At 61.8% G+C, this 22,650-nt stretch carries 24 protein-coding genes; 13 read left to right on the top strand and 11 right to left on the bottom strand.

What is annotated here, in order from left to right; translation table 11 throughout:
• Positions 1-2: 2 nt before the first annotated feature.
• Entirely contained in the window at positions 3-899 is an 897-nt protein-coding gene (locus BLO50_RS04330) for a GIDE domain-containing protein (RefSeq protein ID WP_090249036.1), read from the top strand.
• Positions 900-959: 60 nt separating this feature from the next.
• Here BLO50_RS04330 and BLO50_RS04325 read toward each other — a convergent pair whose 3' ends face one another.
• Positions 960-3,023 carry a putative bifunctional diguanylate cyclase/phosphodiesterase gene (locus tag BLO50_RS04325; RefSeq protein ID WP_090249034.1) on the bottom strand — a complete coding sequence of 688 codons (2,064 nt, stop codon included), beginning with the start codon at positions 3,021-3,023 and terminating at the stop codon, positions 960-962.
• Positions 3,024-3,279: 256 nt separating this feature from the next.
• Here BLO50_RS04325 and BLO50_RS04320 point away from each other — a divergent pair, with 256 nt between their 5' ends.
• Together BLO50_RS04320 and BLO50_RS04315 are read left to right on the top strand one after the other, a co-directional pair.
• Entirely contained in the window at positions 3,280-4,575 is a 1,296-nt protein-coding gene (locus BLO50_RS04320) for an ammonium transporter (protein ID WP_090251230.1), read from the top strand.
• 1 nt (position 4,576) lies between these two features.
• Positions 4,577-5,221 carry a hypothetical protein gene (locus BLO50_RS04315; RefSeq protein WP_090249031.1) on the top strand — a complete coding sequence of 215 codons (645 nt, stop codon included), beginning with the start codon at positions 4,577-4,579 and terminating at the stop codon, positions 5,219-5,221.
• Positions 5,222-5,281: 60 nt separating this feature from the next.
• On the opposite strand, the gene BLO50_RS04310 is transcribed toward BLO50_RS04315, so the two are convergent.
• The 3 genes from BLO50_RS04310 to BLO50_RS04300 form a co-directional block, all read right to left on the bottom strand.
• The gene (locus BLO50_RS04310) at positions 5,282-5,863 is read right to left on the bottom strand and encodes a superoxide dismutase (RefSeq protein WP_090249029.1); all 582 of its coding nucleotides are present in this window, start codon (positions 5,861-5,863) and stop codon (positions 5,282-5,284) included.
• A gap of 176 nt (positions 5,864-6,039) precedes the next feature.
• A complete protein-coding gene (locus BLO50_RS04305) occupies positions 6,040-6,651 on the bottom strand; it encodes a LysE/ArgO family amino acid transporter (RefSeq protein ID WP_090249026.1) in 612 nt (203 codons plus the stop codon).
• A 5-nt stretch (positions 6,652-6,656) separates the two neighbouring features.
• A complete protein-coding gene (locus BLO50_RS04300; RefSeq protein ID WP_090251228.1) occupies positions 6,657-7,058 on the bottom strand; it encodes an ACT domain-containing protein in 402 nt (133 codons plus the stop codon).
• A gap of 92 nt (positions 7,059-7,150) precedes the next feature.
• On the opposite strand from BLO50_RS04300, the gene BLO50_RS04295 reads away from it, so the two are divergent.
• Positions 7,151-8,053 (top strand): LysR family transcriptional regulator ArgP, encoded by a 903-nt coding sequence (locus BLO50_RS04295; protein ID WP_167354446.1) that lies wholly within the window; start codon positions 7,151-7,153, stop codon positions 8,051-8,053.
• Here the strand turns inward: BLO50_RS04295 and BLO50_RS04290 are convergent.
• A complete protein-coding gene (locus BLO50_RS04290; RefSeq protein ID WP_090249022.1) occupies positions 8,043-9,098 on the bottom strand; it encodes a saccharopine dehydrogenase family protein in 1,056 nt (351 codons plus the stop codon). The genes BLO50_RS04295 and BLO50_RS04290 overlap by 11 nt on opposite strands.
• Positions 9,099-9,264: 166 nt before the next feature.
• On the opposite strand from BLO50_RS04290, the gene BLO50_RS04285 reads away from it, so the two are divergent.
• Entirely contained in the window at positions 9,265-10,257 is a 993-nt protein-coding gene (locus BLO50_RS04285) for an NAD-dependent epimerase/dehydratase family protein (protein ID WP_090249020.1), read from the top strand.
• A 17-nt stretch (positions 10,258-10,274) separates the two neighbouring features.
• Here BLO50_RS04285 and BLO50_RS04280 read toward each other — a convergent pair whose 3' ends face one another.
• Complete coding sequence (locus BLO50_RS04280; RefSeq protein ID WP_090249018.1) at positions 10,275-10,586, bottom strand: hypothetical protein; 312 nt, start codon at positions 10,584-10,586, stop codon at positions 10,275-10,277.
• A gap of 311 nt (positions 10,587-10,897) precedes the next feature.
• On the opposite strand from BLO50_RS04280, the gene BLO50_RS04275 reads away from it, so the two are divergent.
• Positions 10,898-11,743: an ATPase gene (locus BLO50_RS04275; protein ID WP_090249016.1), complete on the top strand. Its 846-nt coding sequence runs from the start codon at positions 10,898-10,900 to the stop codon at positions 11,741-11,743.
• Positions 11,744-11,996: 253 nt separating this feature from the next.
• Here the strand turns inward: BLO50_RS04275 and BLO50_RS04270 are convergent, their stop codons facing one another.
• The 3 genes from BLO50_RS04270 to BLO50_RS04260 are packed head-to-tail and all read right to left on the bottom strand — an operon-like array spanning position 11,997 to position 14,572.
• Positions 11,997-13,046 (bottom strand): alkene reductase, encoded by a 1,050-nt coding sequence (locus BLO50_RS04270; RefSeq protein ID WP_090249014.1) that lies wholly within the window; start codon positions 13,044-13,046, stop codon positions 11,997-11,999.
• Positions 13,047-13,063: 17 nt separating this feature from the next.
• Positions 13,064-14,230: an MFS transporter gene (locus BLO50_RS04265; RefSeq protein WP_090249012.1), complete on the bottom strand. Its 1,167-nt coding sequence runs from the start codon at positions 14,228-14,230 to the stop codon at positions 13,064-13,066.
• 39 nt (positions 14,231-14,269) lie between these two features.
• Positions 14,270-14,572: an ArsR/SmtB family transcription factor gene (locus BLO50_RS04260; RefSeq protein ID WP_090249010.1), complete on the bottom strand. Its 303-nt coding sequence runs from the start codon at positions 14,570-14,572 to the stop codon at positions 14,270-14,272.
• A 127-nt stretch (positions 14,573-14,699) separates the two neighbouring features.
• Between BLO50_RS04260 and BLO50_RS04255 the strand changes: the two genes are divergently transcribed.
• A complete protein-coding gene (locus tag BLO50_RS04255; protein ID WP_090249008.1) occupies positions 14,700-15,284 on the top strand; it encodes an acyl carrier protein phosphodiesterase in 585 nt (194 codons plus the stop codon).
• Here BLO50_RS04255 and BLO50_RS04250 read toward each other — a convergent pair.
• Entirely contained in the window at positions 15,281-16,060 is a 780-nt protein-coding gene (locus BLO50_RS04250; RefSeq protein WP_090249006.1) for a lysophospholipid acyltransferase family protein, read from the bottom strand. The genes BLO50_RS04255 and BLO50_RS04250 overlap by 4 nt on opposite strands.
• A gap of 83 nt (positions 16,061-16,143) precedes the next feature.
• Positions 16,144-16,902, bottom strand: coding sequence for an L-ornithine N(alpha)-acyltransferase (gene olsB, locus BLO50_RS04245; RefSeq protein ID WP_090249004.1), 759 nt, complete (start codon positions 16,900-16,902; stop codon positions 16,144-16,146).
• 291 nt (positions 16,903-17,193) lie between these two features.
• Here olsB and BLO50_RS04240 point away from each other — a divergent pair, with 291 nt between their 5' ends.
• From BLO50_RS04240 to BLO50_RS04215, 6 genes are all read left to right on the top strand, one after another.
• Positions 17,194-18,081, top strand: coding sequence for an acyl-CoA dehydrogenase middle domain-containing protein (locus tag BLO50_RS04240; protein WP_090249002.1), 888 nt, complete (start codon positions 17,194-17,196; stop codon positions 18,079-18,081).
• Between the two features lie 87 nt (positions 18,082-18,168).
• Positions 18,169-18,954, top strand: a complete 786-nt coding sequence (locus BLO50_RS04235) for an oxygen-binding di-iron domain-containing protein (protein ID WP_090249000.1) — start codon at positions 18,169-18,171, stop codon at positions 18,952-18,954.
• Positions 18,955-19,180: 226 nt separating this feature from the next.
• Positions 19,181-20,272 carry a serine hydrolase domain-containing protein gene (locus tag BLO50_RS04230; protein ID WP_244152863.1) on the top strand — a complete coding sequence of 364 codons (1,092 nt, stop codon included), beginning with the start codon at positions 19,181-19,183 and terminating at the stop codon, positions 20,270-20,272.
• Positions 20,269-20,601: an amidase gene (locus BLO50_RS04225; RefSeq protein ID WP_090248995.1), complete on the top strand. Its 333-nt coding sequence runs from the start codon at positions 20,269-20,271 to the stop codon at positions 20,599-20,601. Before BLO50_RS04230 ends, BLO50_RS04225 begins: the two co-directional genes overlap by 4 nt.
• Before the next feature lie 123 nt (positions 20,602-20,724).
• Positions 20,725-21,882, top strand: coding sequence for a phospholipase D-like domain-containing protein (locus BLO50_RS04220; protein ID WP_090248993.1), 1,158 nt, complete (start codon positions 20,725-20,727; stop codon positions 21,880-21,882).
• Positions 21,883-21,972: 90 nt separating this feature from the next.
• Positions 21,973-22,584: a DUF2846 domain-containing protein gene (locus BLO50_RS04215; RefSeq protein WP_090248991.1), complete on the top strand. Its 612-nt coding sequence runs from the start codon at positions 21,973-21,975 to the stop codon at positions 22,582-22,584.
• Positions 22,585-22,650 lie beyond the last annotated feature (66 nt).

Here is a 22,650-nt window from a genome sequence, read left to right as displayed (position 1 = left end):
CCGTGGATATCCAAGGGCAGCTTGTTGGCTTGGCCTGCAGTGTGGCGGTTAGCGCGGGCGGGGCGTGGTGGTTCTTGCGGCGTTTCTCCCAGGCGCGGCATCTGCTCGATACGCCGACGTCGAAGATTCGTTCTGCGGCTCAGGGTTATGTCGAATTCTATGGCGTACTGCATGACAGCACCGAACCTCAACTGCTCGGCCCGCTGACCAATACACCTTGCCTGTGGTGGCGTTACAAGATCGAGGAATACACCTCAAACGGCAAAAAGCGCAGTTGGCGCACCTTGGAAAGCGGCAGCAGCGAGGCGTTGCTGCGACTCGACGACAGCACCGGCAGTTGTCTGATCGACCCGCGAGGCGCACAGGTGCGGCCGCTGACCCGTGAAGTGTGGAAAGGCAGCTTGCGTCATCCTCTGGGCGCGGCGAAAACCGGTTGGCGCGCGCTGTTCAGCAATGATGAGCGCTATCGCTATACCGAGGAGCGTTTGCATGCCGGCCAGCCGCTGTATGCCATTGGTGATTTTCGCAGCAGCGGTGGCGGCCGTCAGGGCCTGGATCTGCCGGCCGCTCAAGGCGCAGTAATTCGCGAGTGGAAGGGTGACTTCGGCGGCCTGCTGCAGCGCTTTGACAGTGACGGCAATGGCCAGCTGGATGAGCGTGAGTGGCAGCGCGTGCAGTTGGCTGCGAGCCTGGAGGCCGAAGACCGGCATCGTCGGCAAAGTACTCAGCCGGTGCAGCATCACCTGGCGAAACCGCGTGAGGCGCAGCCGTTTATTCTCTCCTGTGCTGGAGAGGATGAACTGGTGCGTCAGTTCTACTGGCAGGCGGCTGGCGGTGTTGTGCTGTGTCTGGCCGGCGCGCTGGCAGCGGCCTGGTTGCTGGGTATCAACAGCTTCTAGGTAAAAGCGCCGCGTATAAAAAAGCCCGCCTGTTGGCGGGCTTTTCGTAGGCGACTGGCGTCAGAGAGTCGCGGGATTGGCGGCACTGTTGAGTCGCCGGGCCTGTTTCAAATAGGTCGTCAGTTCGCGTGCCGGCAGCGGCTTGCTGTAGAGGTAACCCTGCCCCTCGTTACAGCCCTGGGCGATGATATAGGCCTCCTGCTCGACGGTTTCCACGCCCTCGGCGATGACCTGCATGCCGAGGCTCTTACCCAGCTGGATGATGGCGCGCACGATGGTGGCATCGTCTTCGTCTTCCAGCAGGTCCTGCACGAAGCTCTTGTCGATCTTGATCTTGTCCAGCGGCAAGCTCTTCAGGTAACTCAGTGAGGAGTAACCAGTACCAAAGTCATCGATGGCGATCAGTGCCCCGGAGCGACGCAGGCTGAGCAGGTGCTGTGCGGCGGTGTTGATGTCTTCCATCAGGCCGGTTTCGGTGACTTCCAGCTCCAAGCTGCGCAGCGGCAGGCGGTAGACCTGCATCAGGTTGTTGACTACCCGTGGCAGCTCGGCGTGGTGCAGCTGCACGGTGGACAGGTTGACCGCCATGCGCAGCTCGGTGAAGCCCTGATCATGCCATTCACGCAGCTGGCGGCAGGTCTGGTCGAGAATCCATTCGCCAATCGGGATGATGGTGCCGTTCTGTTCGGCCAGTGGGATAAACAGATCTGGCGGTACAAAGCCGTGTTGCGGATGCTGCCAACGCAGCAGCGCTTCGACACCGACCACGCTGTGGTCGCGGTAGTCGACCTGTGGTTGGTAAACCAAGTGCAGTTGGTTAAGCGCCAGGGCGTCACGCAGGTCTTTTTCCAGCTCGCGGCGGCGGCGCATTTCGCTGTCGACGCTGGCGATATAGAACTGGTAGCGGTTGCGCGAACGGCTCTTGGCCAGGGTCATGGTCTGTTCGGCTTTCTGCAGCAGCTTCTCGGTGCTGTCGCCGTCTTCCGGGAACAGGGTGATGCCAATAGTGGCGCGCAGACGCACTTGCTGCTGATCGAGCATAAAGGGGTTGTCGAGGTCGTCGAGGACGCTCTGAGCCAACTCAGCCGCCTCGTAAGGCTGCTCGATATCAGCCTGTACCAGCGCGAACTGATCGCCCCCCAAACGGGCCAGGGCGCCGAGGCGGCCACTGTGACTGCGCAGGCGGTCGGACAGGGCCAGCAGCAGCTGATCACCGGTCTGGTAACTGAACTGTTCGTTGATGCCTTTGAAGTCATCTAGGCCTACGCACAGCACGGCCACGCGGCGCTGCAGGCGGCCAGCGTCTCCCAGGATTTGGTCAAGCTGCTGTTGCAGCTGCTGACGGTTGGGCAGGCCAGTGAGGAAGTCATACTGGGCCATGCGCAGCAGGCTATTTTCTGCTTCACGGCGCAGGTTGGTGTTGCGTTCGATGGAAGACAGCAGCTGGTTGGCGGTGTTAATCCAAAGCCCCAGTTCATTCTTCTCGTTGCCCTTGAGCATCGGTAGCTTGTGCTCGCTGGGGCGGTCCGGATTGATATTTGTCAGGTGCTCGATGATCTTCGATAGCGGTTTGGTCAGCAGCCAGTGATAGACCAAATACAGCACCAAGCCCATGGCTAGCGCACGCAGCACGCCTGAGATAAAGATGATGACGGAGTTGGTAACAAAGCTTTCGCCGTAGGGCGCGGTGTCGAGGGTGATGCTGAGGTCGCCGTAATACTCGCTGTAGGGACCGCGGCCAACCAGTTGGGTGGTGAAGTTCTGTTCTTTGCCGAGAATCGGGTCGGTGAGCCAGCGTGTGGGGATGTCGACCTGCTCTCGGGCTTTCTCTGCCAGCATCGGCTCGTTGGGGTGACCGATAGCCGCCATTCGCACGGATTCGTGCTGGAACAGGCCCTCAATCACCTGCATGCCCATTTCCCGGTCCAGGCTGTAGACCGCCTGCGTGGAGGGGTCACGGAACATGCCGAGAATACGGTGCGCGTCATTGGCGACTGCCTGACGTGTTTTGTAAACGTCGAAAACAATCTGGGCAAGACTCAAGACCACGCCAACGATCAGCGCTGAGAGCAGCACCACGCGGAGTAACTTAAGTGACAAGCTGTTTTTGAGTTCCAGCTTCAAATGACGGTTCCTTGTTCGGGCCTTCGGCGTCACACGCTAGTGAGTATTGGCAAAGTCGCGCTTGCAGTCAAAGGGCCATTACTAAAGTTTGTCGAACAAATTATCTGCGCGGCGATGGCGCGGCTGCTGACCGCTGTATTGGCCTGCTGCACTGTGTCGGTGCGAGTTGCCCGAGGCTTGAGCGCCGTTTGGCGGTTTCTTGCTTGGCATGAGAGTTGCGAAGCCCCGTGTATTCACCTTCATGGGGGACGCTGCAATGAAAAGTCGACTGGTAGGGATAGCGGTATTTGCGGTTTCGCCACTGGCGCAAGCGGCCAGCGATGAGGCACTCAACACCGCCTGGCTGGTGTTGGCCAGCGTGTTGGTGTTTTTCATGCAGGCCGGCTTTGCCTTGCTGGAAAGCGGTATGTCGAGGGCCAAGAACGCCGTCAATGTGATGATGAAAAATTACATGGATGGGTGCGTGGGGGGCATCACCTTCTGGCTGTTCGGTTTTGGCTTGATGTTCGGCAGCAACATCACTGGCTGGTTCGGCATGAGTCATTTTGCACCGCACGATGGCGAGCCGTGGGATTTCACTTTTCTGCTGTTTCAGATGATGTTTGCGGCCACGGCGGCGACCATCGCCAGCGGCGCGATGGCTGAGCGTACGCGCTATTCGGCCTACCTGATTGGTGCGGTGGTGATCAGTGGGTTTATCTACCCGGTGTTCGGCAGCTGGGTATGGAGCGGCATCTATGGCGGCCAGGGCTGGTTGGCGGCGCTGGGGTTTATCGATTTCGCCGGTTCGACCGTGGTACACAGCATCGGCGCCTGGTGTGCGTTAGCCGGTATTCTGGTGCTTGGGCCGCGTCTGGGGCGTTTTGCTGCGGACGGCACACCGCGCAGCATTCCCGGGCATAACCTCAGCCTGGTCGCGCTGGGCGGTTTTATCCTCTGGGTCGGCTGGTTTGGCTTTAACGCCGGCAGCAGTCTGGAGATGAATGTCAGCCTCGGCCTGATTGCTCTGAATACCCATCTGGCGGCATCAGCCGGGGCGTTGGGGGCCTTTCTGGCGCAGCGCAGCACCTCCAGCCCGGTGCTGCTGACCACTACGGTGAATGGCTCACTCGGCGGCCTGGTCGGCATCACCGCCGGTTGCGCAACCATGTCGCCGCTGTTTGCCCTGCTGACCGGACTGGTGGCCGGTGGTGTGGTGGTGTTCGGCATGCGCCTGCTGGAGCGCTGGCAGCTGGATGATGTTGTGGGTGCGGTTCCCGTGCATGGTTTTGCCGGTGTCTGGGGCACCGTGGCGGCCGGGCTGTTCTTCAGTGGTGATCTGTTCAACTGGTCGCGGGTTGGTGTGCAGCTGCTCGGCGCGGGTGTGGCGTTTATCTGGGCCTTCCCACTGGCGCTGATGCTTTACCTGTTATTGGCGAAAACACTTGGTCTGCGCACATCCACGCAACATGAGCAGCGCGGCCTGGATTATGCCGAGCACGCGGAGGTGGGTTATCCCGAGTTCAACCTGGCCGTGACCTTCGACAGTAACGACCTGCCGAGGAGGGTGTGACATGAGCCTGGCAACTCGTCGACGGGCGATCTACACCGGGCTGGCCGGGCACTTTGCGGAAGATGAGCTGCTCGCGGTGCTGGCCCTGTGGGAAAGTAAATACGCGGACAAACCGCCGTTTGCACTGAATGAGTTTCTCGGTGAGGTGGCGGCGACCTGCGAGCGCAAGTTGGAGCGTGCCAAGCTCTACCGCGAGCTGGTGGGGGCACTCACGGGGCCGTTATCGGCGTTGCTGCCGGACCCTGAACCGCAGCTGCTCAGCTGGCGGCAACGCATGGGCCTGAGCGCACCGCCGAGCAATACGGCAGATGTGCATGCACGGCATACCTTTGAGGCGTTAAGCCGAGTGCTATTCAACGGACTGGACGCTGGTCTGCTGCCACGTCTACAGCATTTCGCCGCAGGTAATCTGAGCAACCTGCGTGGCAGCAATGAGCAGCGTTTGCGCGTGCGGGCCTGGCTGGAGCATGGTGCCGAGTTGGAAGTGGCCAACCTGGGGCTTGAGCAACTGCGGCAACTGCTCAACTTGCTGTATATCGGGCTGTGTGAATACCTGGGGCCGGTGGTGGCCGATCAGCGTCTGTCTATGGCTGTACAGCAAGTGGATGCGCTGCACCTGGCATTTGCTCCGCGCAAACTGCTGTAAACCTTGGCCCCGATAGCAAAAAACCCGGCGCAAGGCCGGGTTTTTTGTGGGTAACGCAGGTTACGCGGCGTAGTTTTTCGCCACGAAGTCCCAGTTGACCAGGTTCCAGAACGCCTCAACGTACTTCGGACGCAGGTTGCGGTAGTCGATGTAGTAGGCGTGTTCCCAAACGTCGCAGGTCAGCAGCGGGGTGTCGCCGCTGGTCAGCGGGCAGCCGGCGCCGATGGTGCTGGCCAGTGCCAGGGAACCGTCAGCCTTCTTCACCAGCCAGCCCCAGCCGGAACCGAAGGTGCCGATGGACACTTTGCTGAACTCTTCCTTGAACTTGTCGAAGGAACCGAACGCGGCGTTGATCGCGTCAGCCAGAGCACCCGTCGGTTGGCCGCCGGCGTTAGGCGCCAGGCAGTTCCAGTAGAAGGTGTGGTTCCAGACCTGAGCGGCGTTGTTGAAGATGCCGCCTGAAGAAGTCTTGACGATTTCTTCCAGGGTTTTGCCTTCAAACTCGGTGCCTGGGACCAGGTTATTCAGGTTCACGACGTAGGTGTTGTGGTGCTTGTCGTGGTGGAATTCCAAGGTTTCCTTGGAAATGTGCGGCTGCAGGGCGTCATGTGCGTAGGGCAGCGGCGGCAATTCGAAAGCCATTGTCTATCTCCTAATCAGGTCAGGTGCGGTGTGCGCGAGGCCGATCACGGGCGGCCATCTCAGCGGCGTGAGTTATCTCTTTGCGCCGCAAGCCCTTGATCATAGCACCGGCACTGCGCCTTAAACACGCGGCAACTGTGTGGAAAACCACCTCGGCATGTTGCATCAGGGCCGTTTTAGAGCATGCCGGGGTTCCCCAATAGCTGCCAAGCAATGCTGAACATCATCAAGGCCACGCCCAGGTCGATAAAGCGCCAGGTGCTTGGGCGCGCCAACCAGGGTGCAAGCCAGGCCGCGCCGAGGGCCAGACAGAAGAACCACATTAAAGAAGCACTTGCCGCGCCAAGCGCATAGGCGCCGGGAACCGGTTGTTGTGCGCCGAGTGAGCCGATCAGCAGCACCGTGTCGAGGTACACATGCGGGTTCAGTAGGGTCACCGCAAGCGCTGCCAGCAGCACTGCCTTACGTGAGCGCGGGTCGCTTTCACTGGCCTGATTCAATGCCTGTGGGCGGCTGGCACGAACCAGCGCCTGGGCGCCATACCAGAGCAGAAATGCCGCGCCACCCCAGCGCGCCACACCCAACAGAATCGGGCTTTGCGCCAGCACGGCGGCCAGGCCGAAGACCCCAGCTGCCACCAACAAGGCATCGCAGACCACACAGAGCAGCGCCACCGGCAGGTGATGCTCGCGGCGCAGGCTTTGCGCCAGGACAAAGGCGTTTTGTGCGCCGAGGGCGATGATCAGTCCGGCGGCGATCAGTAATCCGTTGCTATAGCTTTGCCACATCTCGGTTACTCCGCCTGTGCACTGAGCTGTTGCAGAACGGCCAGTGCACGCGGCCCATCGGCGTGGGCGACGAACAGGTGGTCGTGGTAGAAGCCGGCAATCACGTTGCAGCTAATCCCTGCTTGCGCCAGTGCGCTGGCGACGGCAGCCGTCAAACCGACGGATTCGAGTGCCGAATGCACATGCAGTGTCAGCCAGGCGGCCACGTAGCTGAAGGGCAAGCCCAGATGCTCGGCTTGCTGGCGCTGCACGATCACCGTGAGACCTTCTGCTTCTTGAAAGCTACCCAGCGGTTGTAAGCCCTTCAGTTGTGAGGCATCGCTTAAACAGCAAAACACGTATGCGCCATCGTTCAACTGCGGGCTCATGCTGCGCAGTAGGGTTTTCAGTGAGGTTTCGCCGGCCATGCGGATTGCCTTGTTCAGGGTGGGATGCTGGCCAGTCTGCTGCGGCTGGGTATATAAGAGAAACAAATAATCCTGATCGCTCATTAGGAAATCTGATTTTGTTGGATTACAAACTACTCGCCGCCCTGGCTGCGGTTGTCGAACAGGCCGGCTTCGAGCGGGCGGCGCAGGTGCTGGGGTTGTCGCAATCGGCCGTGTCGCAGCGGATCAAGTTGCTTGAGGCGCGTGTTGGTCAGCCGGTGCTGGTACGTGCGGTGCCGCCGGCGCCGACGGAAATCGGTCGGCGTTTGCTTAACCATGTGCAACAGGTGCGGTTGCTGGAGCGCGATATTCAGGCGCAGGTGCCGGGGCTGGATGAGGGCGGTTTGCCGGAGCGCCTGCGCATTGCGCTGAACGCCGACAGCCTGGCCACCTGGTGGGCCGGCGCGGTGGGCGCATTCTGTACCGAACAGCGTTTGCTGCTGGATCTGGTGGTGGAGGATCAGGAGGTCGGCCTCAAGCGCATGCGTGCCGGAGACGTAGCGGCCTGCGTGTGCGCCAGCGAGCGCCCCGTCGCCGGTGCCCGTGCTGTGTTGCTGGGGGCGATGCGATACCGCGCCATGGCCAGCCCAGGATTTATTGCCCGGAACTTCCCGACAGGCGTTACCGCGCAGGCATTGGCCCACGCGCCGGCCATCGTATTCGGCCCGGATGATCTGCTGCAGCACCGCTATCTGTCTGGCCTCGGCGTGGAGGGCGGGTTTGCCCACCATCTATGCCCGTCATCTGAGGGCTTTATCCGTCTGGCTCAGGCCGGGTTCGGCTGGGGGCTGATCCCGGAGCTGCAGGTGCAGGGTGAAATAGCCCGTGGCGAGCTGGTCGAATTGATCAGTGATCGGCCAATCGATGTGCCGCTGTACTGGCACCATTGGCGTAATGGTGGTGAGTTGCTTAATCAGCTGACGCACCACCTCACCCAGGCCGCAGGCCATAGCCTGGTAGACCTCAGGAAATAACCACTTTGCCCGAGCCCGGCAGCTGTTCCACGCAGCGCTCGCCAAGCAGCTTGGTGGGGGTGAAATAGCCGCCGGGACCGCTGTAATCGAGTAAGTGCTGCACGGCCAGCAAGGCACCGTGTACGGTTACGTCATAGCCATTGGCGGTTTCCAGGCGCGCGGTTTTTACCTCACCAGCTGCATTGCGCGCCTCGCCCCAGAGCCAGGTGCGCTGACGTGCGCGGCTACTTTCATCGGGGCCGCTGACGCGTTTTTCGATCAGCCGCTTGAGCCAGTTTTGCACCGCATCCAGGCCCAGCAGGCCGCGCAGCGGGTCGATCAGGCGCATAACAATCGCGGCCACTGTCGGTGTCGGCAGGTACACCTCGATATTGTCGATGCCGGTGGAGTGGTAGGCGGTGGAGACATCGTCCCAGGGAATCGTCACCGCTGTTTTCTCACCGCGGCCAAAGTTGATGGTGCGGCGTTTATAGCCCAGCGGCACATCGGTGATCACGCCTGCGCGACGTACCTTACCGCCAAACTTCAGACCTTCCACCGAGGTTTTCGCCGTACCGGGCGACAGCCCGCTGCCAGAGTCGAAGCCCAGCGCCAGGTGCGTTGCATCGGGCAGGGCCTGGTGCAGGCAAGCGGCGAGGCAATCGCTGGGGATCACATCGAAGCCCACGCCGGGGCAGACCACCACACCCAGCTCGCTGGCTTGCTGATCGCGCTGGTGAGCGGCTTCGAACACGCTGATTTCGCCGGTGATGTCGACATAGTGGGTGGCGCTGGCCAGGCAGGCATCGAGCATCGGTGCGCTGGTGGCTGAGAAGGGGCCCGCGCAGTGGGCAACCACGGCAACATCCGCCAGGGCTTCCTTGGCACGATCCAGTTGGTGGATATCGAATATCCGGCATTCCAGGCCGAGCAGGCTGCCCAGGGCGTGTACGGCGGCCGGGTTGCGTCCAGCCAGAATGGGCGTGAGTCCCTGGCGCTTGGCTTCGGCGGCGATCAAGTGGCCGGTGTAGCCGTTGGCGCCATAGATCATCCAGTGCATGGCCATCCCGTGTTCCTCCAATGCTGTGATGTTGGGGCACAGCTTAGCGGTTACCGCAGCGTGTGCGTGCCTATCGCAGGGTGTGTGCAGTCGTTGTTCTGGCTTGCAATGCCACGGCAGCACCCTGCGTGCGCTGCTAGAGTGGCCTGCAATCACGGCAAAGGGGGCGGCAATGAAGATTCTGGTAACCGGGGCCAGTGGCTTTATCGGCGGGCGTTTCGCCCGCTTTGCCTTGGAGCAGGGCCTGAGTGTGCGGGTCAACGGTCGGCGTGCCGAGGGTGTTGAGCATCTGTGTGCGCGTGGCGCGGAGTTTGTCCAGGGCGATCTGTCCGACCCGGAACTGGTGCAGCAGCTGTGCCGGGATGTTGAAATGGTGGTGCACTGCGCAGGCGCGGTTGGCGTCTGGGGGCGTTACGAGCATTTCTATCAGGCCAATGTCACGGTCACCGAAAACGTGGTCGACGCCTGTTTGAAACAGAAGGTGCGGCGTTTGGTGCATCTGTCGTCGCCGTCGGTGTATTTCGATGGTCAGGCGCATGTCGGCCTGCTTGAAGAACAGCTGCCCAAGCGTTTTTCCGATCACTACGGCAAAACCAAGTTTCTCGCTGAGCAGCAGGTGTTTGCCGCCCAGGAATTCGGCCTGGAGGTGCTGGCGCTGCGTCCGCGTTTTGTCACCGGTGCGGGTGACACCAGCATCTTTCCGCGCTTGATCAATATGCAACGCAAGGGGCGGTTGTCGATCATCGGCAACGGCCTGAACAAGGTTGATTTCACCAGCGTGCACAACCTCAACGAAGCGCTGATGAGCTGCCTACTGGCGGCTGGGCCGGCGCTGGGGCAGGTCTACAACATCAGCAATGGCGCGCCGGTGCCGCTGTGGGATGTGGTCAATTATGTGCTGCGCAAACTCGACCTGCCGCCGGTGACCCGCCATCTGCCTTATGGCCTGGCGTATGGCGCGGCGGCCTTGAACGAGGGCGTGTGCAAGCTGCTGCCCGGTCGCCCGGAGCCGACCCTGTTCCGCCTGGGTGTGGCGGTGATGGCTAAGGATTTCTCCCTGGATATCAGCCGCGCGCAGCAGTATCTGGAGTATGAACCCAAGGCCAGTTTATGGAGCGCACTGGATGAGTTCTGCGCCTGGTGGCAGGCGCATCACCCGAGTTGACTGCCGGTAAACAGGTCTCAGGCGTAAACGCGCTGACCGCGATACATGCGCACCGAGGCGCTAGACGGGCGGTGTGCGTTTTCTTCCACCAGCAGCGGGTGTCCGGCCTGCATGCGTGGTGTGCTCGCAGGCTCGCCGAAGGGACGGTCGCTGTATTGGGCTAGCAGTTGCCCCAGTTGCCGGGTTTCCTCGCTGCTTGAGGTGAGACAGGCGCTGAGCATGCTGTTGATTGCATCCGGCTGGCTCATGCGGATGTCCACCGTCAATTCTTCGCGCAGCCTGCGGCGCAAGCTCATCATGCAATCCAGTACTTCTCTGTTCAGCTCCATGGACCTTTCCCCCGTCAGTACAAGTGGGCTGTGTGTCATCCATCCTGAATTCCACCGGCCTGGTCTCGCCGCGTTTCCCGCGTGCGGATCGCGCCTGTAACACCTTTGCTCCCTGGTGCTACGAAAACGTCGCAAATAGACAAGTGCAAAGCGCGTACCAGCTCACATTCTGCGGAACTGCGAGGCCTACAGCGGGTCGATGGCCTGAGCCGTGCCCTTCGTCGGTGCACCTTGCACTGGCATGGCGCGACACTGAAGCCCTGCGCGCGAATCGGTATACTGCGCGGCATTCTGCTACTGAAGGTTGACCCATGCGTAACGATGCCAACGACGAACTCGATCACGTGCCTAGCCTGCGGGCAGATCACCGCGATCACGATGACTATGCCGCCGAGCAGTCGGAGCCTGCGCGCAGCCCAGCCAATGGCCGTGCGGCGGCCGTTGCGCCGGTGAAGTCGGCCAGCACTGGCCCGCTCTGGGCTCTGGTTGGCGCCTTGATGATCGCCCTGGGCGGGCTCGGCTGGTGGAGTTTCCAGCAGATCAGCCTGATGGAGCAGCAACTGGTGGCGACCCAGGAAAGCTTTGCGCGCATCAGCGAGGAAGCCGCCGGTCGTATTCAGGATATTTCCGGCAAGGTGGTGGCTACCGAATCCTCGGTCACCAGCGGCAGTGAAGCGCTGAAGCTGCAGGTCAAGCAACTGGAAAGCAAACTGGCCGAGCTGAGCAAACAACAGCAGGGCGCCAGTGGGCAGAATTCGGAACAGAGCAAGCGCCTTGAGCAACTGGCCGCGCAGCTGAAAGGCCAGGAAGGTGGTGGCGAAAAGCTCGAAGCCACTCTGAAGAAGCTCACTGCCGAGCAGGCCGCGCTGAAAAGCGAGCAAGCCACCCTGAAAAGCGCACTGGCCGGGCAGAGCAAGTTCGACGAGGAAATTGCCGGTCTGCGCAGCGAGATTGATGCGCTCAAGAAACAGGGTAATTCCAGCCAGGCGATTGCCCGTGTGGAGCAGGACCTGCTGGTGTTGAAAAGCGACCTGGAAACCCGTTCCGCCGGCAGCAGCACCGCCGAGTTCGATGCGTTCCGCGCGCAGATGACCCGCAATATCAGCACCCTGCAGGCGCAGGTACTGAACCTGCAGCAGCAGATCGACGCACGCTAAGGATCGGTCTGCTGCGCGTCGGCGATAAGGCGTTAGAAATGGCCTCGGAAAGCGGCTTGCCGCTAACGCGCTTTAGCGCGGCCCGAAGGGCGAGGGAAACGAATACTGCTCATTTACAACCAGTAAACTCCGCGCCCTCGGCCATTTCTGCCTTGTCTCGCTCTAGCTCGCTAGACCTAAAGTAGTTCTAAAACTGTTGCAAAGAAAAGCCCGCCAATTGGCGGGCTTTTTTATGCCGGTTTGATCACCTTAATTACAGCGTTGGGTAGTCGAGGTAGCCGACCGGGCCCTTGCCGTAGAAGGTTTCCGGGTGCGGGGTGTTCAGCTCGGCATCCTGCGCCAGGCGCGCCGGCAGGTCCGGGTTGGCGATAAACGGAATGCCGAAGGCCACTGCATCGGCTTTGCCTTCAGCCAGCCAGGCATTGGCTTGATCCTTGGTGAATCGCTCGTTGGCGATAAACACGCCGCCGAAGGCTTGTTTCAGGCTTGGCGACAGGCTGTCGTCAGCTTCCTTCTCACGGGCGCAGATAAAGGCGATGCCGCGTTTGCCCAACTCGCGAGCGACATAGGTGAAGGTCTCGGCGCGGTTGGCGTCGCCCATGTCATGGCTGTCGGCACGCGGTGCCAGGTGCACACCTACGCGGCCAGCGCCCCAGACTTCAATCGCTGCATCAGTGACTTCTAGCAGCAGGCGTGCGCGGTTTTCCAGGCTGCCGCCGTAGCGGTCGGTGCGCTGGTTGGTGCTGCTCTGCAGGAACTGGTCGAGCAGGTAACCGTTCGCACCGTGGATTTCCACGCCGTCAAAGCCGGCGGCCTTGGCGTTTTCCGCGCCCAGGCGATAGGCCTCGACGATGTCGGCGATTTCTTCAGTTTCCAGGGCGCGCGGGGTGACGAAGTCCTTCATCGGGCGCACCAGGCTGACGTGACCCGCCGGCTGGATGGCGCTCGGTGCGACCGGCAGTTGACCGTTCAGGTAGATCGGGTCGGAAATGCGCCCAACGTGCCACAGTTGCAGGACGATCTTGCCGCCTGCAGCGTGCACGGCCTTGGTCACATTGCTCCAGCCGCGTACCTGATCATCCGACCAGATGCCGGGGGTGTCCGGGTAGCCGACGCCCATCGGGGTTACGGCCGTGGCTTCACTGATGATCAGGCCGGCGCTGGCGCGCTGCACGTAGTACTCGGCCATCAGCGCATTGGGTACGCGGCCTTCATCGGCGCGGCAGCGGGTTAGCGGGGCCATGATGATGCGATTGTTGAGTTGCAGATCGCCAATCTGGATCGGGTCGAAAAGTGTGGTCATGGGACGGTCCTCTCAGGTTATTCGTTGAGTGCAAGTTGCGGTTCAGGGCTACGAGTACTGAAGGTCAGCAGGGTGGCCAGCAGCGCCAGTACAGCTAGGGCTGCAGCGGCCAGGGGTACGCGGGTCAGGCCGAAGCCTTCGGCGATCACCAGGCCGCCAACCCAGGCACCGAGGGCGTTGCCGAGGTTGAAGGCACCAATATTTAGGGTCGACACCAGGTTCGGCGCGCCGCTGCCAAAAGCCACCACATTGACCTGCAAGGCCGGCACGGCCGCGAAGGCGGCGGTGGCCCAGAGGAACAGGGTGATTTCGGCGGGGATCAGCGCCTGGCTGGTCCAGCTGAACAGGGTGGAGATCACCGCCATGGCGACGAACACGCCGACCAGGGTGGCCTTCAGGCTGCGGTCAGCCAGGCGGCCGCCGAGTACGTTGCCGAGGGTCAGGCCGAGGCCGATCAGTAGCAGGGTCCAGGTCACGCCGTTGGGCGATACGCCGGTGACCTCGCCGAGCAGCGGCGCGATATAGGTGAACAGGGCAAACATCGCCGCAGAGAACAGCACCGTGGTGCTCAGCGCCAGCCATAAGCCGGCACCGCGCAGGGCGCGCACTTCGCTGGCGAAGTCGGCTTTGGCTTCATCGGTTTTGCTCGGCAACACGCGCCACAGGCCAATCAGTGCAATCACGCCAATCAGGGTCACGGCCCAGAAGGTCGAGCGCCAGCCGGCGTACTGGCCCAGTGCGGTGCCCAGCGGTACGCCCAGCACGTTGGCCAGGGTCAGTCCGGTAAACATCAAGGCGACGGCCGAAGCGCGGCGATTGGCCGGCACCAGGCTGGCGGCAACCACCGAGCCGATGCCGAAGAAGGCGCCATGGCAGAGGGCGGTGATCACCCGGGCGAGCATCAGCATCTGGTAATCGCTGGCCAGGGCGCAGAACAGGTTGCCGGCGATAAAGATGCTCATCAGCGTCAGCAGTGAGGCTTTACGAGGCCAGCTGGCGGTGGCCAGGGCCATAAACGGTGCGCCGATTGCCACGCCCAGGGCGTAACCGGTGACCAGCCAACCGGCGCCGGGAATCGATACGCCAAGGTCGCCCGCCACTTCTGGCAGCAGGCCCATGATGACGAATTCCGTGGTGCCGATGGCAAACGCGGACAAAGCGAGGACGAGAAGCGCTGCAGGCATGCCGTCAGCTCCTGAAAAAGGGTGAATGAACAATTAGTTTTAGAGCGCTTGGCTGATGTGGCTGAGGAACGCCTGGATGGTTTCTTCATTGCGTTTGAAGAAGTTCCACTGGCCGACCTTCTTGCTGCTGATCAGGCCGGCGCGCTGCAGGGTGGCCAAATGCGCGGAGACCGTCGATTGCGACAGGCCTGTACGCTGGTCGATCTTGCCGGCGCATACGCCGATTTCCAGCGGATGATCTTGGTCGGCGAAGTACGTCTGCGGGTCTTTGAGCCAATGCAGGATGTCGCGCCGCACAGGGTGGGCCAGGGCCTTGATTACTTCATCGATGTCGAGTTGCATGCAGGTTATCCCCTGTGTGCCGTAACGCTATATCGCGATGGGGCGAACTTTATATCGGCTGCTGACGATATACAGATCGTTCGTGGCGATAGTCATCATCACGGCGGCTGATGTGTAAGCTGTGGCCATGAATTACCTCGCACATTTACACCTCGGCGGCGACGCGCCGGCACAACTTCTAGGCAGTCTGTATGGCGATTTCGTCAAAGGACCGCTGGCCGGGCAGTGGCCGGCGGATATCGAAGCGGCGATCCACCTGCATCGACGCATCGATGTATTCACCGACAGCCACCCGCTGCAAGCGCATGCGCGGGCGCGTTTCCCGGTTGAGCGGCGGCGCTACAGCGGCATCTTGCTGGATGTGTTTTTCGATCACTGCTTGGCGCTGAATTGGGGCGACTATGCCGCCGAGCCACTGCCGCGTTTTACCGGGCGGGTTTATCAAGTCCTTGCTGACGAGCCGCGTTTGCCTGAGCGTCTGGCGCACATTGCGCCGCGCATGGCCGCGCAGGATTGGCTGGGCAGTTACCGCGAATTTGCCGTGCTGGAGCAGGTGGTCGCGGGGATTGATCGGCGGCTATCGCGGCCAGGCTTGCTGGCCGGCGGTGCGGCCGAGCTGGAGCGGCTGTATCAGCCGCTGCTGGAGGATTTTCGCCAGTTCTATCCCGAGCTGCAGGCCTTCGTGGCGCGCGAGCGTGGACTCGTTGATTAAGCGGCCCGGCTTTCTTCCTCGCGTAGTACAGCTGTGCCAAACAGCGCCTGGCTGATCGCTTGCTGCGCCGCGCGAGCCAGGGCATTGCGGTTCAGCTCACGGCTGGCAATCGGTGTCAGCAGCTGGATCTGCACTTCACCCAACTCGCTGCCGAGCAAGCGCAGCAGGTGCGAGAGCATGTCGTCATCGCCGATAAACGGCGCCACGCTGCAGGGTTTGCCATCACGCAGGTAACGGATGGCCACTGGCTGTATGTAAACCCCGCTGTCGATCGCGCTGCTCAGCAAGCGGCCGTGGAAGGTGCGCAGCCCCAGCCCATCAGTGGTGGTGCCTTCGGGGAAGATCAGCAGGTTACGCCCGCGTTGCAAGTGGTTGCCCAGCTGCTGGCTGAGCAGGCCGCTATCACCCGAACCGCGGCGGATAAACAGGGTGCCGGCCTTGTGCGCCAGCCAACCGGCCACCGGCCAGGTGCGCACTTCGGCCTTGGACAGGAAGGACAGCGGAGTGAGCATGCCGAGCAGCGGAATATCGGTCCAGGACACGTGATTGCTGACCCACAGCATTGGCTGGCGCGGCAGCTCGCCCTTCACCTGCAAGCGGAATGGCAGCGCCCCTGCCAGACGCGCGAGAAACCAGCGGGTCAGGCGCTGACGTGTCGGCATCAGGTCATGCCGCACCAGGCGTTCAAGCAAAGTGATGCCTCCGGCCAGCAGGGTGCCGAGGCTGATCACCAGCAGCAGGCGCGCCAGGCGCAGGTACAAACGCACTTTCTTCATCGAACACTCTCGCGACAAAAACACAAACGCCGGCACTGTCTACAGAGTGCCGGCGAGTTGTGCAAGATTACTCCGACCTGCTGTTAAACAGCCGCTTTGAAGTGCCGTGCATAGCGCGGGCACAGCTCGTCGCGCTTGAGCAGGATAAACACGTCAGCGACCTGGAAATCCTGGTCCCAGCACGGCTCGCCACAGATCTTCGCACCCAGGCGCATATAGGCCTTGAGCAGTGGCGGCATTTCGGCGATCACGTTGCTCGGCACATCCAGCGCCGGCAGCGGAGTTTTCGGTTCGGCGCGCAAATGCTCGGTGCACAGGTAGCGTTCGCGCAGGCGCTGCATGATCGCCTGGGCCTGGATGCCCCCGTCCTGCATGGAGATGCTGGCGCAGCCCATCAGGTAGCGGTAACCGCCTTCGTTGAGCACTTCGGCCAACTCGCCCCAAAGCACGGCGATGGTTGCGCCGTTGCGGTAGGCCGCGTCGACGCAGGTGCGGCCGATTTCCAGCACCGGGCCTTCGAGGTGCGGCAGGCCGTGCAGGCTGAATTCTTCTTCGCTGTAGAAGCGCCCCAGGCTGGCGGCAGCGCGGTGGTCGAGCAGGCGGGTAGTGGCCACCAGCTCACCGCTGTTGAGATCACGCACGCCGATGTGTTGGCAGTGAATGTCGTAGTCATCCATGTCCAGGCCCAGTTCGGCACCCTTGAGCTTGGCATCGAATTCGGCGCTGAATACGCGAAAGCGCAGCGCCTGGGCTTCGCGCAGGGCGGCAGCGCCGTGTAAGCGCTCGGCCTGCAGGCGACGAGCTGGGGTGGTGCGGTCGCGGGTGATTGCCATCTGGGTCATGCCGTCATCTCCATTTCGGCCGTGTGAAAACTACTGCGCTCGGTTATGCCGCGTTGAAAGCAACCTCGGAATGCTCATGTACAACTCGTACACTCCGCTTCCTCGTTTGCTTTCGCCTTGCCTAACCTTCGCTCGCGACGTTTTCACTTGGCCTAGTTAGCCGGCTTTTTGCCTTGCAGCCGGTCGATCTTGTTGGGCAAGCTCAGGCTAGGTAGCGGCGGTGTCACCTCCGTGAATCTTTGGTGATGCTTGTGTGACAGTGACTTCGATAATTCCAATAAGGAGTAATGCATGCCCTGGCAACAGCTGTTGAGCCCGCAAGCGCGCCTGCCGGTCGCGGGGCTGGATGATTGGTACGCCAGCCTGCTGGAACGCATCGGCCACCCGACCCCGTTGCAGCTGGCCTTGCTCGGTGGTCGGCTGGCAGCGACGCCGGGGTTGGCGTTTCTCGCCGGTTATCAAGGTGCGTTGCGCGCACTCTGGCCGGCCGCGCCCTGGACCCTGGGCGCACTGTGCGTCACCGAAAACCGCAGCACCCGCCCGGCTGATATGGCTACGCGGATCGATGCGCTGATCCTCGATGGCCGCAAGGATTTCGTCACCGCCGCCGAAGCCGCTGACTGGCTCTTGGTGGCTGCGCGTGAGGAAGCTGGCGGTGCGCCGGTGCAGCTGGCTCTGGGCGTGGTGCGCAATGGCGCGCCGGGTGTGCAGATCGAGACGCTGCCAGCGTTGCCGTTGATGCCCGATGTCAGCCATGGCCGCCTGCATCTGCAGGGTGCGCAATGCGAACGTCTGGCCGGCGATGGCTGGGATGACTACGTAAAACCCTTCCGCACATTGGAAGACACTCACGTGCTGGCGGCGCTGACCGCCTGGCTGTTTGGTGTGGGCCAGGAGTCAGCCTGGCCGCAGGCCCTGCAATTGCGCTTGCTCGGCTTGCTGGCCGGATGCGCGGAAGTGGCGCGGCAATGCCCAAGTGCGGCCGGTAGTCACGTGATGCTGGCTGGGCTGTTTGCCCAGTTCGACAGCCTGCGCCCTGATTTGGACAACGCCTTTGCTGCGGGTGATGCGCATTGGGCGCAGCTCTGGCAGCGCGACAAAGGCCTGCTGGCGATTGCCGGCAGCGCGCGCAGTAAACGTCTGCAGAAGGCGCAGGCTGTGCTCGGCATCAACCTTTAACTCGGCATGGCGTGCCGGCTTGATCCAGATCAGTAAGGCTGAGCCGCTGCGTCAGTAAGCTCGCGGGCTTTCGGGAGAGAGCCTGCCATGCGACGCGAGCCCATAGTGCTGTTCGATAACGGCGAGCATCAATGCATGATGTTCGATGATCTGGTCAGCGGGGAGGGCGTGCAGTCCAACCAGTTTCTGATCACCGACAACGAGCAGTACCTGCTGCTCGATCCGGGCGGGGATCTGACTTACACGCCGTTGTCGCTGGAGCTGTCCAAGCACATTCCAGTGCAGGACCTGACTTACATCTTTGCCTCGCACCAGGACCCGGACATCATCGCCTCGCTGGACAAATGGCTGCTGCACACGCGTGCGCGGGTGATCTGCTCCAAGCTCTGGGCGCGTTTTCTGCCGCATCTGACGGCCAACTACCTGGCACTCAGCCGTGGCATCAACACCTTTGACCGGATCATCGCGCTGCCGGACCGCGGCCAGTCGTTTGCCCTGGGCAAATGCACGCTCAAGGCGGTGCCTGCGCACTTTCTCCACTCGGTGGGCAACTTCCAGCTGTATGACCCGGTGAGCAAGATCCTGTTTTCCGGCGATATGGGCGCCTCGATGGTTGATGACGCGCACCCGGTGAGTGACTTCGTCAACCATGTGCCGAACATGCTCGGCTTTCACCGACGCTATATGGCCAGTAACAAGGTCTGCCGCCTGTGGGCGGCGATGGTCCGAGAGATGGATGTGGCGATGATCGTGCCGCAGCACGGCCGGCCTTTTGTCGGCGCGGAAATGATCAATGCTTTTCTCTACTGGATCGAGAACCTGGAGTGCGGCATGGATCTGATGGGGCCGGAAGATTTCCGTTTGCCTAAATAAGCGCGAGCTTGAAGTCTGCTGCGCATCGGCCCTGCAGCGTTAAAAACAGGTCTCTTGTTCGCGAGACTTTAAACAGCTTTTCGCACAGTGACTTTTCGCGCCGAATCACCGGCTAAACCGGCGTGTTCGGCGCTTTTTGTCGTCATCAGCGCCATGCTAGGGTGCCGCCTTCGATCCCAGCAGAGGCGGCTCCATGTCCTTCACTCCCTTTCCCGCGCGGCGGCTGATGCTGGCGTGCATCTTCGCCCTAGGCTGCGCCACGGCGCACGCCGAGAATTGGCCTGGCAACGACTGGGACAGCCAGTTGACCGCGCCCAGCGCCGCGCTCAGCGAGCTGGAAAACTATGCCTTCCCGGCCCGCGATGACGCCACCCGCAAGGGCGTACGTACCGATGCCCTGTTGGTGATCCGCGATGGCCAGGTGGTTTACGAGCGCTACGCCGCGCCGACCACTGCCGCCACGCCACACCTGACCTGGTCGATGGCCAAAAGCCTGTTGGCTACCACCATGGGTGTGGCCTATGGTCAGGGTCTCTTCCGTCTGGATGCGCCGGTGGCGGATTACTACCCGCCGTTTGCGGCGCATCCGCAGATCAAGGTCGGGCATTTGCTCAACTGGGCCTCGGGCCTGGATTGGCAGGAAGACTATGAATATGCGCCGCTGAAATCCTCGGTGGTGGCAATGCTCTACACCCGCGGTCGCAGTGATATGGCGGCGTTCACCGCCGCGCACAGCGCCGATGCTGAGCCGGGCGAGCGCTTCCGCTATTCCAGTGGCGATACCAACGTGCTCGCCGCTGCGTTGAAAAACATCGTAGGCGAAGCGGCTTACGCCGATTACCCCTGGACTGCATTGTTCGATCCGCTCGGCATTACCACTGCCGTATGGGAGCGTGATGCCGCCGGCACCTTTGTTGGTTCTTCCTACGTGTATATGAGCGCCCGCGACCTGGCCCGTGTCGGCCTGCTGATGCAGCACGATGGTCGCTGGGGCGAGCAGCAGTTACTGCCAAAGGCCTGGGTCGACTTCAACCGCACGCCCTTTGCCAACTACCAGCCGAAAGCCGACAAGCCCGGCGAAGCTGTACCGGGCGGCCAATGGTGGCTGAACGCGGCGGTAGCCGGTGCAAGCAGGCCGTGGCCGGATGCGCCGGAGGATACCCTGGTGGCGTCCGGGCACTGGGGGCAGGGCTTGTATGTGATCGCCAGCGAAAATCTGGTGATCGTGCGCTATGCCGATGACCGCGATGGCAGCTTTGATCGCAACCATTTCCTCAAACTGGTTCTCGCCGCGTTGGCCGATGAGGTGCAGCCATGATTCGTCGTCGTCCGTTCAGCAGCCTGTTGTTGCTGATTGTGCTGTTGCTCGCCGCTCTTGCCTGGCAGAACCGCGTACACCTGCAAGCCTTCCCCGGCATCATCGGCGCCTACTCGGCTAAGGAATATTGTTCGTGCCGCTATGTGGCGAACAACCCGGCCGACTACTGTGAGGCGTATGTGGCGCAGTATGTTTCGCTCTCCGGCTTTTTCGACGACCAAGCCAACAAGCGCGTGACCGCGCGCGGCCTGGGCAGCACCCAGAGTGCTCAGTGGCTGGGCCCGCGTCAGGGTTGCCAGTTGTTACCGCAGGCTGCGCCGCTGCCGTAACAAGGTGGCGATCTGTTCGTTCCGCCGGCAGGGTTTGCAAGGCCCTGCTGGGCGGCTATGGTGGCGTCTCCATTTCCCTTGCGTGAGACGCAATGCGCAGAATCAACTGCAACATGAACCGTCATGCCGCATAACGTCTTTCCTTGGCGACGCGGTAACGCACTGACGCTGCTGATCGACGGGCCGCAGTTTTTCGTGCAGATGCTGGCGCGCATCGACGCTGCGCAGCGACAGGTCGAACTGGAACTCTATCTGGTGGAAAGCGGAGCCTGTGGCAAAGCCCTGCTCGAGTCGCTCTGCGCGGCGGCTCAGCGTGGTGTTGCCGTGCGCTGTTTGTTGGATGCCTTTGGCGCGCAGGGGCTGCAAATGGCGGATCGTCAGCTTCTGCAGACGGCCGGCGTGCAGGTGCAGTGGTACAACCCGCTGCGCTGGAAGCATGGCGTGCGCAACTTTCACCGTGATCACCGCAAGCTGCTGCTGGTCGATGGGCAATTTGCCTTTGTCGGCGGTACGGGCGCGACCGATGAATTCTGGCAGCCGGAGCAAGACAGCAGCCGTTGGCATGAAGTCATGGTGGAAATCAGCGGGCCGCTGGTGGCCGACTGGCAACAGTTGTTCGAGCGTCAGTGGCAGGCATCTCAGGCGTGGATCGCCTGGCGACCGCGCATGCCGTTACGCCTGAAGAATCTGCCGGCTTTGCCAGCGCTGGGGCAGGGTTTAGGTCGGGTGGCCTTTGCCGATGCGTCGCAGCACCGCGACATCCTGCTCTCTCTGGTGCGCGCCTTGCGTGGCGCCAAGCAGCGTATCTGGTTGGCCACACCGTATTTCCTGCCGACGTGGCGGGTGCGCCGCACCTTACGCCAAGCGGCCAAACGGGGTGTAGACGTGCGCCTGCTGCTGGCCGGGCATCACACTGATCATCCGCCGGTGCGCTTTGCCGGGCAGCGCTATTACGCCAGTCTGCTTAAAGCGGGGGTGCAGATCTTCGAGTACCAGCCGCGCTTTCTGCACCTGAAGATGGTGCTGGTGGATGACTGGGTCAGTGTCGGTTCCTGTAACTTCGACCACTGGAACCTGCGCTTCAATCTGGACGCCAACTTGGAAGCGCTCGATCCTGCCTTTACCGCCAGCGTGGCAGCGAGCTTTCAGACGGACTTTGCCGATAGCCAGGAAATCACCCTTGCCGATTGGCGCGCACGGCCCTGGTGGCGGTGGCTGCAGCAGTCCATCTGGGGCGCGCTGGATCAGTTGCTGGTCAACCTGCTCGATCGTCGCCGCTAACCCGCACTTTCTCGGCCCGCACTTTTGTCTGGTGTAGGCCGGGCAGGGCGCCGCTATGCTCGGTACATAACTCGAATAAGGATGCTGTCGATGCGTGGTCTGCCCTGGCTTGCGGTGCTGTTGGTGGTTGCCTTGAGTGGTTGCTCGACCCCTGGGGCGTTCTTTGGCGCCACCGAGGGCGAAGCGTTTCGTGAGCATGTGCTCAGCGATGACAACCACGCGCTGGTTTACCTCTACCGCCCTCAAAGCGATTGGGCGGATCAGGAGCTGGAAGCTCCGGCGCTGTTTCTGAACAACGCCCGTATCGGCAGCTTGCCGAGCAATGCCTACATGGTGCTGGAGTTTGATATCGCCAGTTATCAGCTGGAAATGCGCCGGCCGTTGTTTGGCACGCACTGGACCTTCTTCGCTGACGGCCCGCTGGACTTCACCCTGATCAGCAGCTTTACCCTGGACGCCGAAGCCGGCGGCATTTATTACCTGCGCTATGACGAACTCAACCCGCCGCCAGTCAATGAGCAGGCAGTCAGTCAGGGTGATGGTCCGCTGCAACTGGTGTCCCGCGAAGTGGCTGCGGCGGAAATCGGTGCCACCCGTGAAATCCAGCCCTTCGAGCAGATCGCCGCTAGCGGCGAAACCGAGCGCATGCAGCGCAGCTTCTGGCGCAAGGTCGGCAAATCGCTTGATAAGATCGGCATCTAAAACGCAACGGACCAGCGCAAGGCTGGCCCGTTACCGCAACGTAAACATGGCCATTGCGGCCATGCG

The sequence above is a fragment of the Pseudomonas peli genome (assembly GCF_900099645.1).
Taxonomy (GTDB): Bacteria; Pseudomonadota; Gammaproteobacteria; order Pseudomonadales; family Pseudomonadaceae; genus Aquipseudomonas; species Aquipseudomonas peli.
This window is presented reverse-complemented; position numbering and strand designations above follow the sequence as displayed.

Coding starts and splice junctions, on each gene's coding strand:
- BLO50_RS04320 (WP_090251230.1), top strand. CDS start 3,280: ATGAAAAGTCGACTGGTAGGGATAGCGGTATTTGCGGTTTCGCCACTG.
- BLO50_RS04315 (WP_090249031.1), top strand. CDS start 4,577: ATGAGCCTGGCAACTCGTCGACGGGCGATCTACACCGGGCTGGCCGGG.
- BLO50_RS04310 (WP_090249029.1), bottom strand. CDS start 5,863: ATGGCTTTCGAATTGCCGCCGCTGCCCTACGCACATGACGCCCTGCAG.
- BLO50_RS04305 (WP_090249026.1), bottom strand. CDS start 6,651: ATGTGGCAAAGCTATAGCAACGGATTACTGATCGCCGCCGGACTGATC.
- BLO50_RS04300 (WP_090251228.1), bottom strand. CDS start 7,058: ATGGCCGGCGAAACCTCACTGAAAACCCTACTGCGCAGCATGAGCCCG.
- BLO50_RS04290 (WP_090249022.1), bottom strand. CDS start 9,098: ATGGCCATGCACTGGATGATCTATGGCGCCAACGGCTACACCGGCCAC.
- BLO50_RS04285 (WP_090249020.1), top strand. CDS start 9,265: ATGAAGATTCTGGTAACCGGGGCCAGTGGCTTTATCGGCGGGCGTTTC.
- BLO50_RS04280 (WP_090249018.1), bottom strand. CDS start 10,586: ATGGAGCTGAACAGAGAAGTACTGGATTGCATGATGAGCTTGCGCCGC.
- BLO50_RS04275 (WP_090249016.1), top strand. CDS start 10,898: ATGCGTAACGATGCCAACGACGAACTCGATCACGTGCCTAGCCTGCGG.
- BLO50_RS04270 (WP_090249014.1), bottom strand. CDS start 13,046: ATGACCACACTTTTCGACCCGATCCAGATTGGCGATCTGCAACTCAAC.
- BLO50_RS04265 (WP_090249012.1), bottom strand. CDS start 14,230: ATGCCTGCAGCGCTTCTCGTCCTCGCTTTGTCCGCGTTTGCCATCGGC.
- BLO50_RS04260 (WP_090249010.1), bottom strand. CDS start 14,572: ATGCAACTCGACATCGATGAAGTAATCAAGGCCCTGGCCCACCCTGTG.
- BLO50_RS04255 (WP_090249008.1), top strand. CDS start 14,700: ATGAATTACCTCGCACATTTACACCTCGGCGGCGACGCGCCGGCACAA.
- BLO50_RS04250 (WP_090249006.1), bottom strand. CDS start 16,060: ATGAAGAAAGTGCGTTTGTACCTGCGCCTGGCGCGCCTGCTGCTGGTG.
- olsB (WP_090249004.1), bottom strand. CDS start 16,902: ATGACCCAGATGGCAATCACCCGCGACCGCACCACCCCAGCTCGTCGC.
- BLO50_RS04240 (WP_090249002.1), top strand. CDS start 17,194: ATGCCCTGGCAACAGCTGTTGAGCCCGCAAGCGCGCCTGCCGGTCGCG.
- BLO50_RS04235 (WP_090249000.1), top strand. CDS start 18,169: ATGCGACGCGAGCCCATAGTGCTGTTCGATAACGGCGAGCATCAATGC.
- BLO50_RS04230 (WP_244152863.1), top strand. CDS start 19,181: ATGCTGGCGTGCATCTTCGCCCTAGGCTGCGCCACGGCGCACGCCGAG.
- BLO50_RS04225 (WP_090248995.1), top strand. CDS start 20,269: ATGATTCGTCGTCGTCCGTTCAGCAGCCTGTTGTTGCTGATTGTGCTG.
- BLO50_RS04220 (WP_090248993.1), top strand. CDS start 20,725: ATGCCGCATAACGTCTTTCCTTGGCGACGCGGTAACGCACTGACGCTG.
- BLO50_RS04215 (WP_090248991.1), top strand. CDS start 21,973: ATGCGTGGTCTGCCCTGGCTTGCGGTGCTGTTGGTGGTTGCCTTGAGT.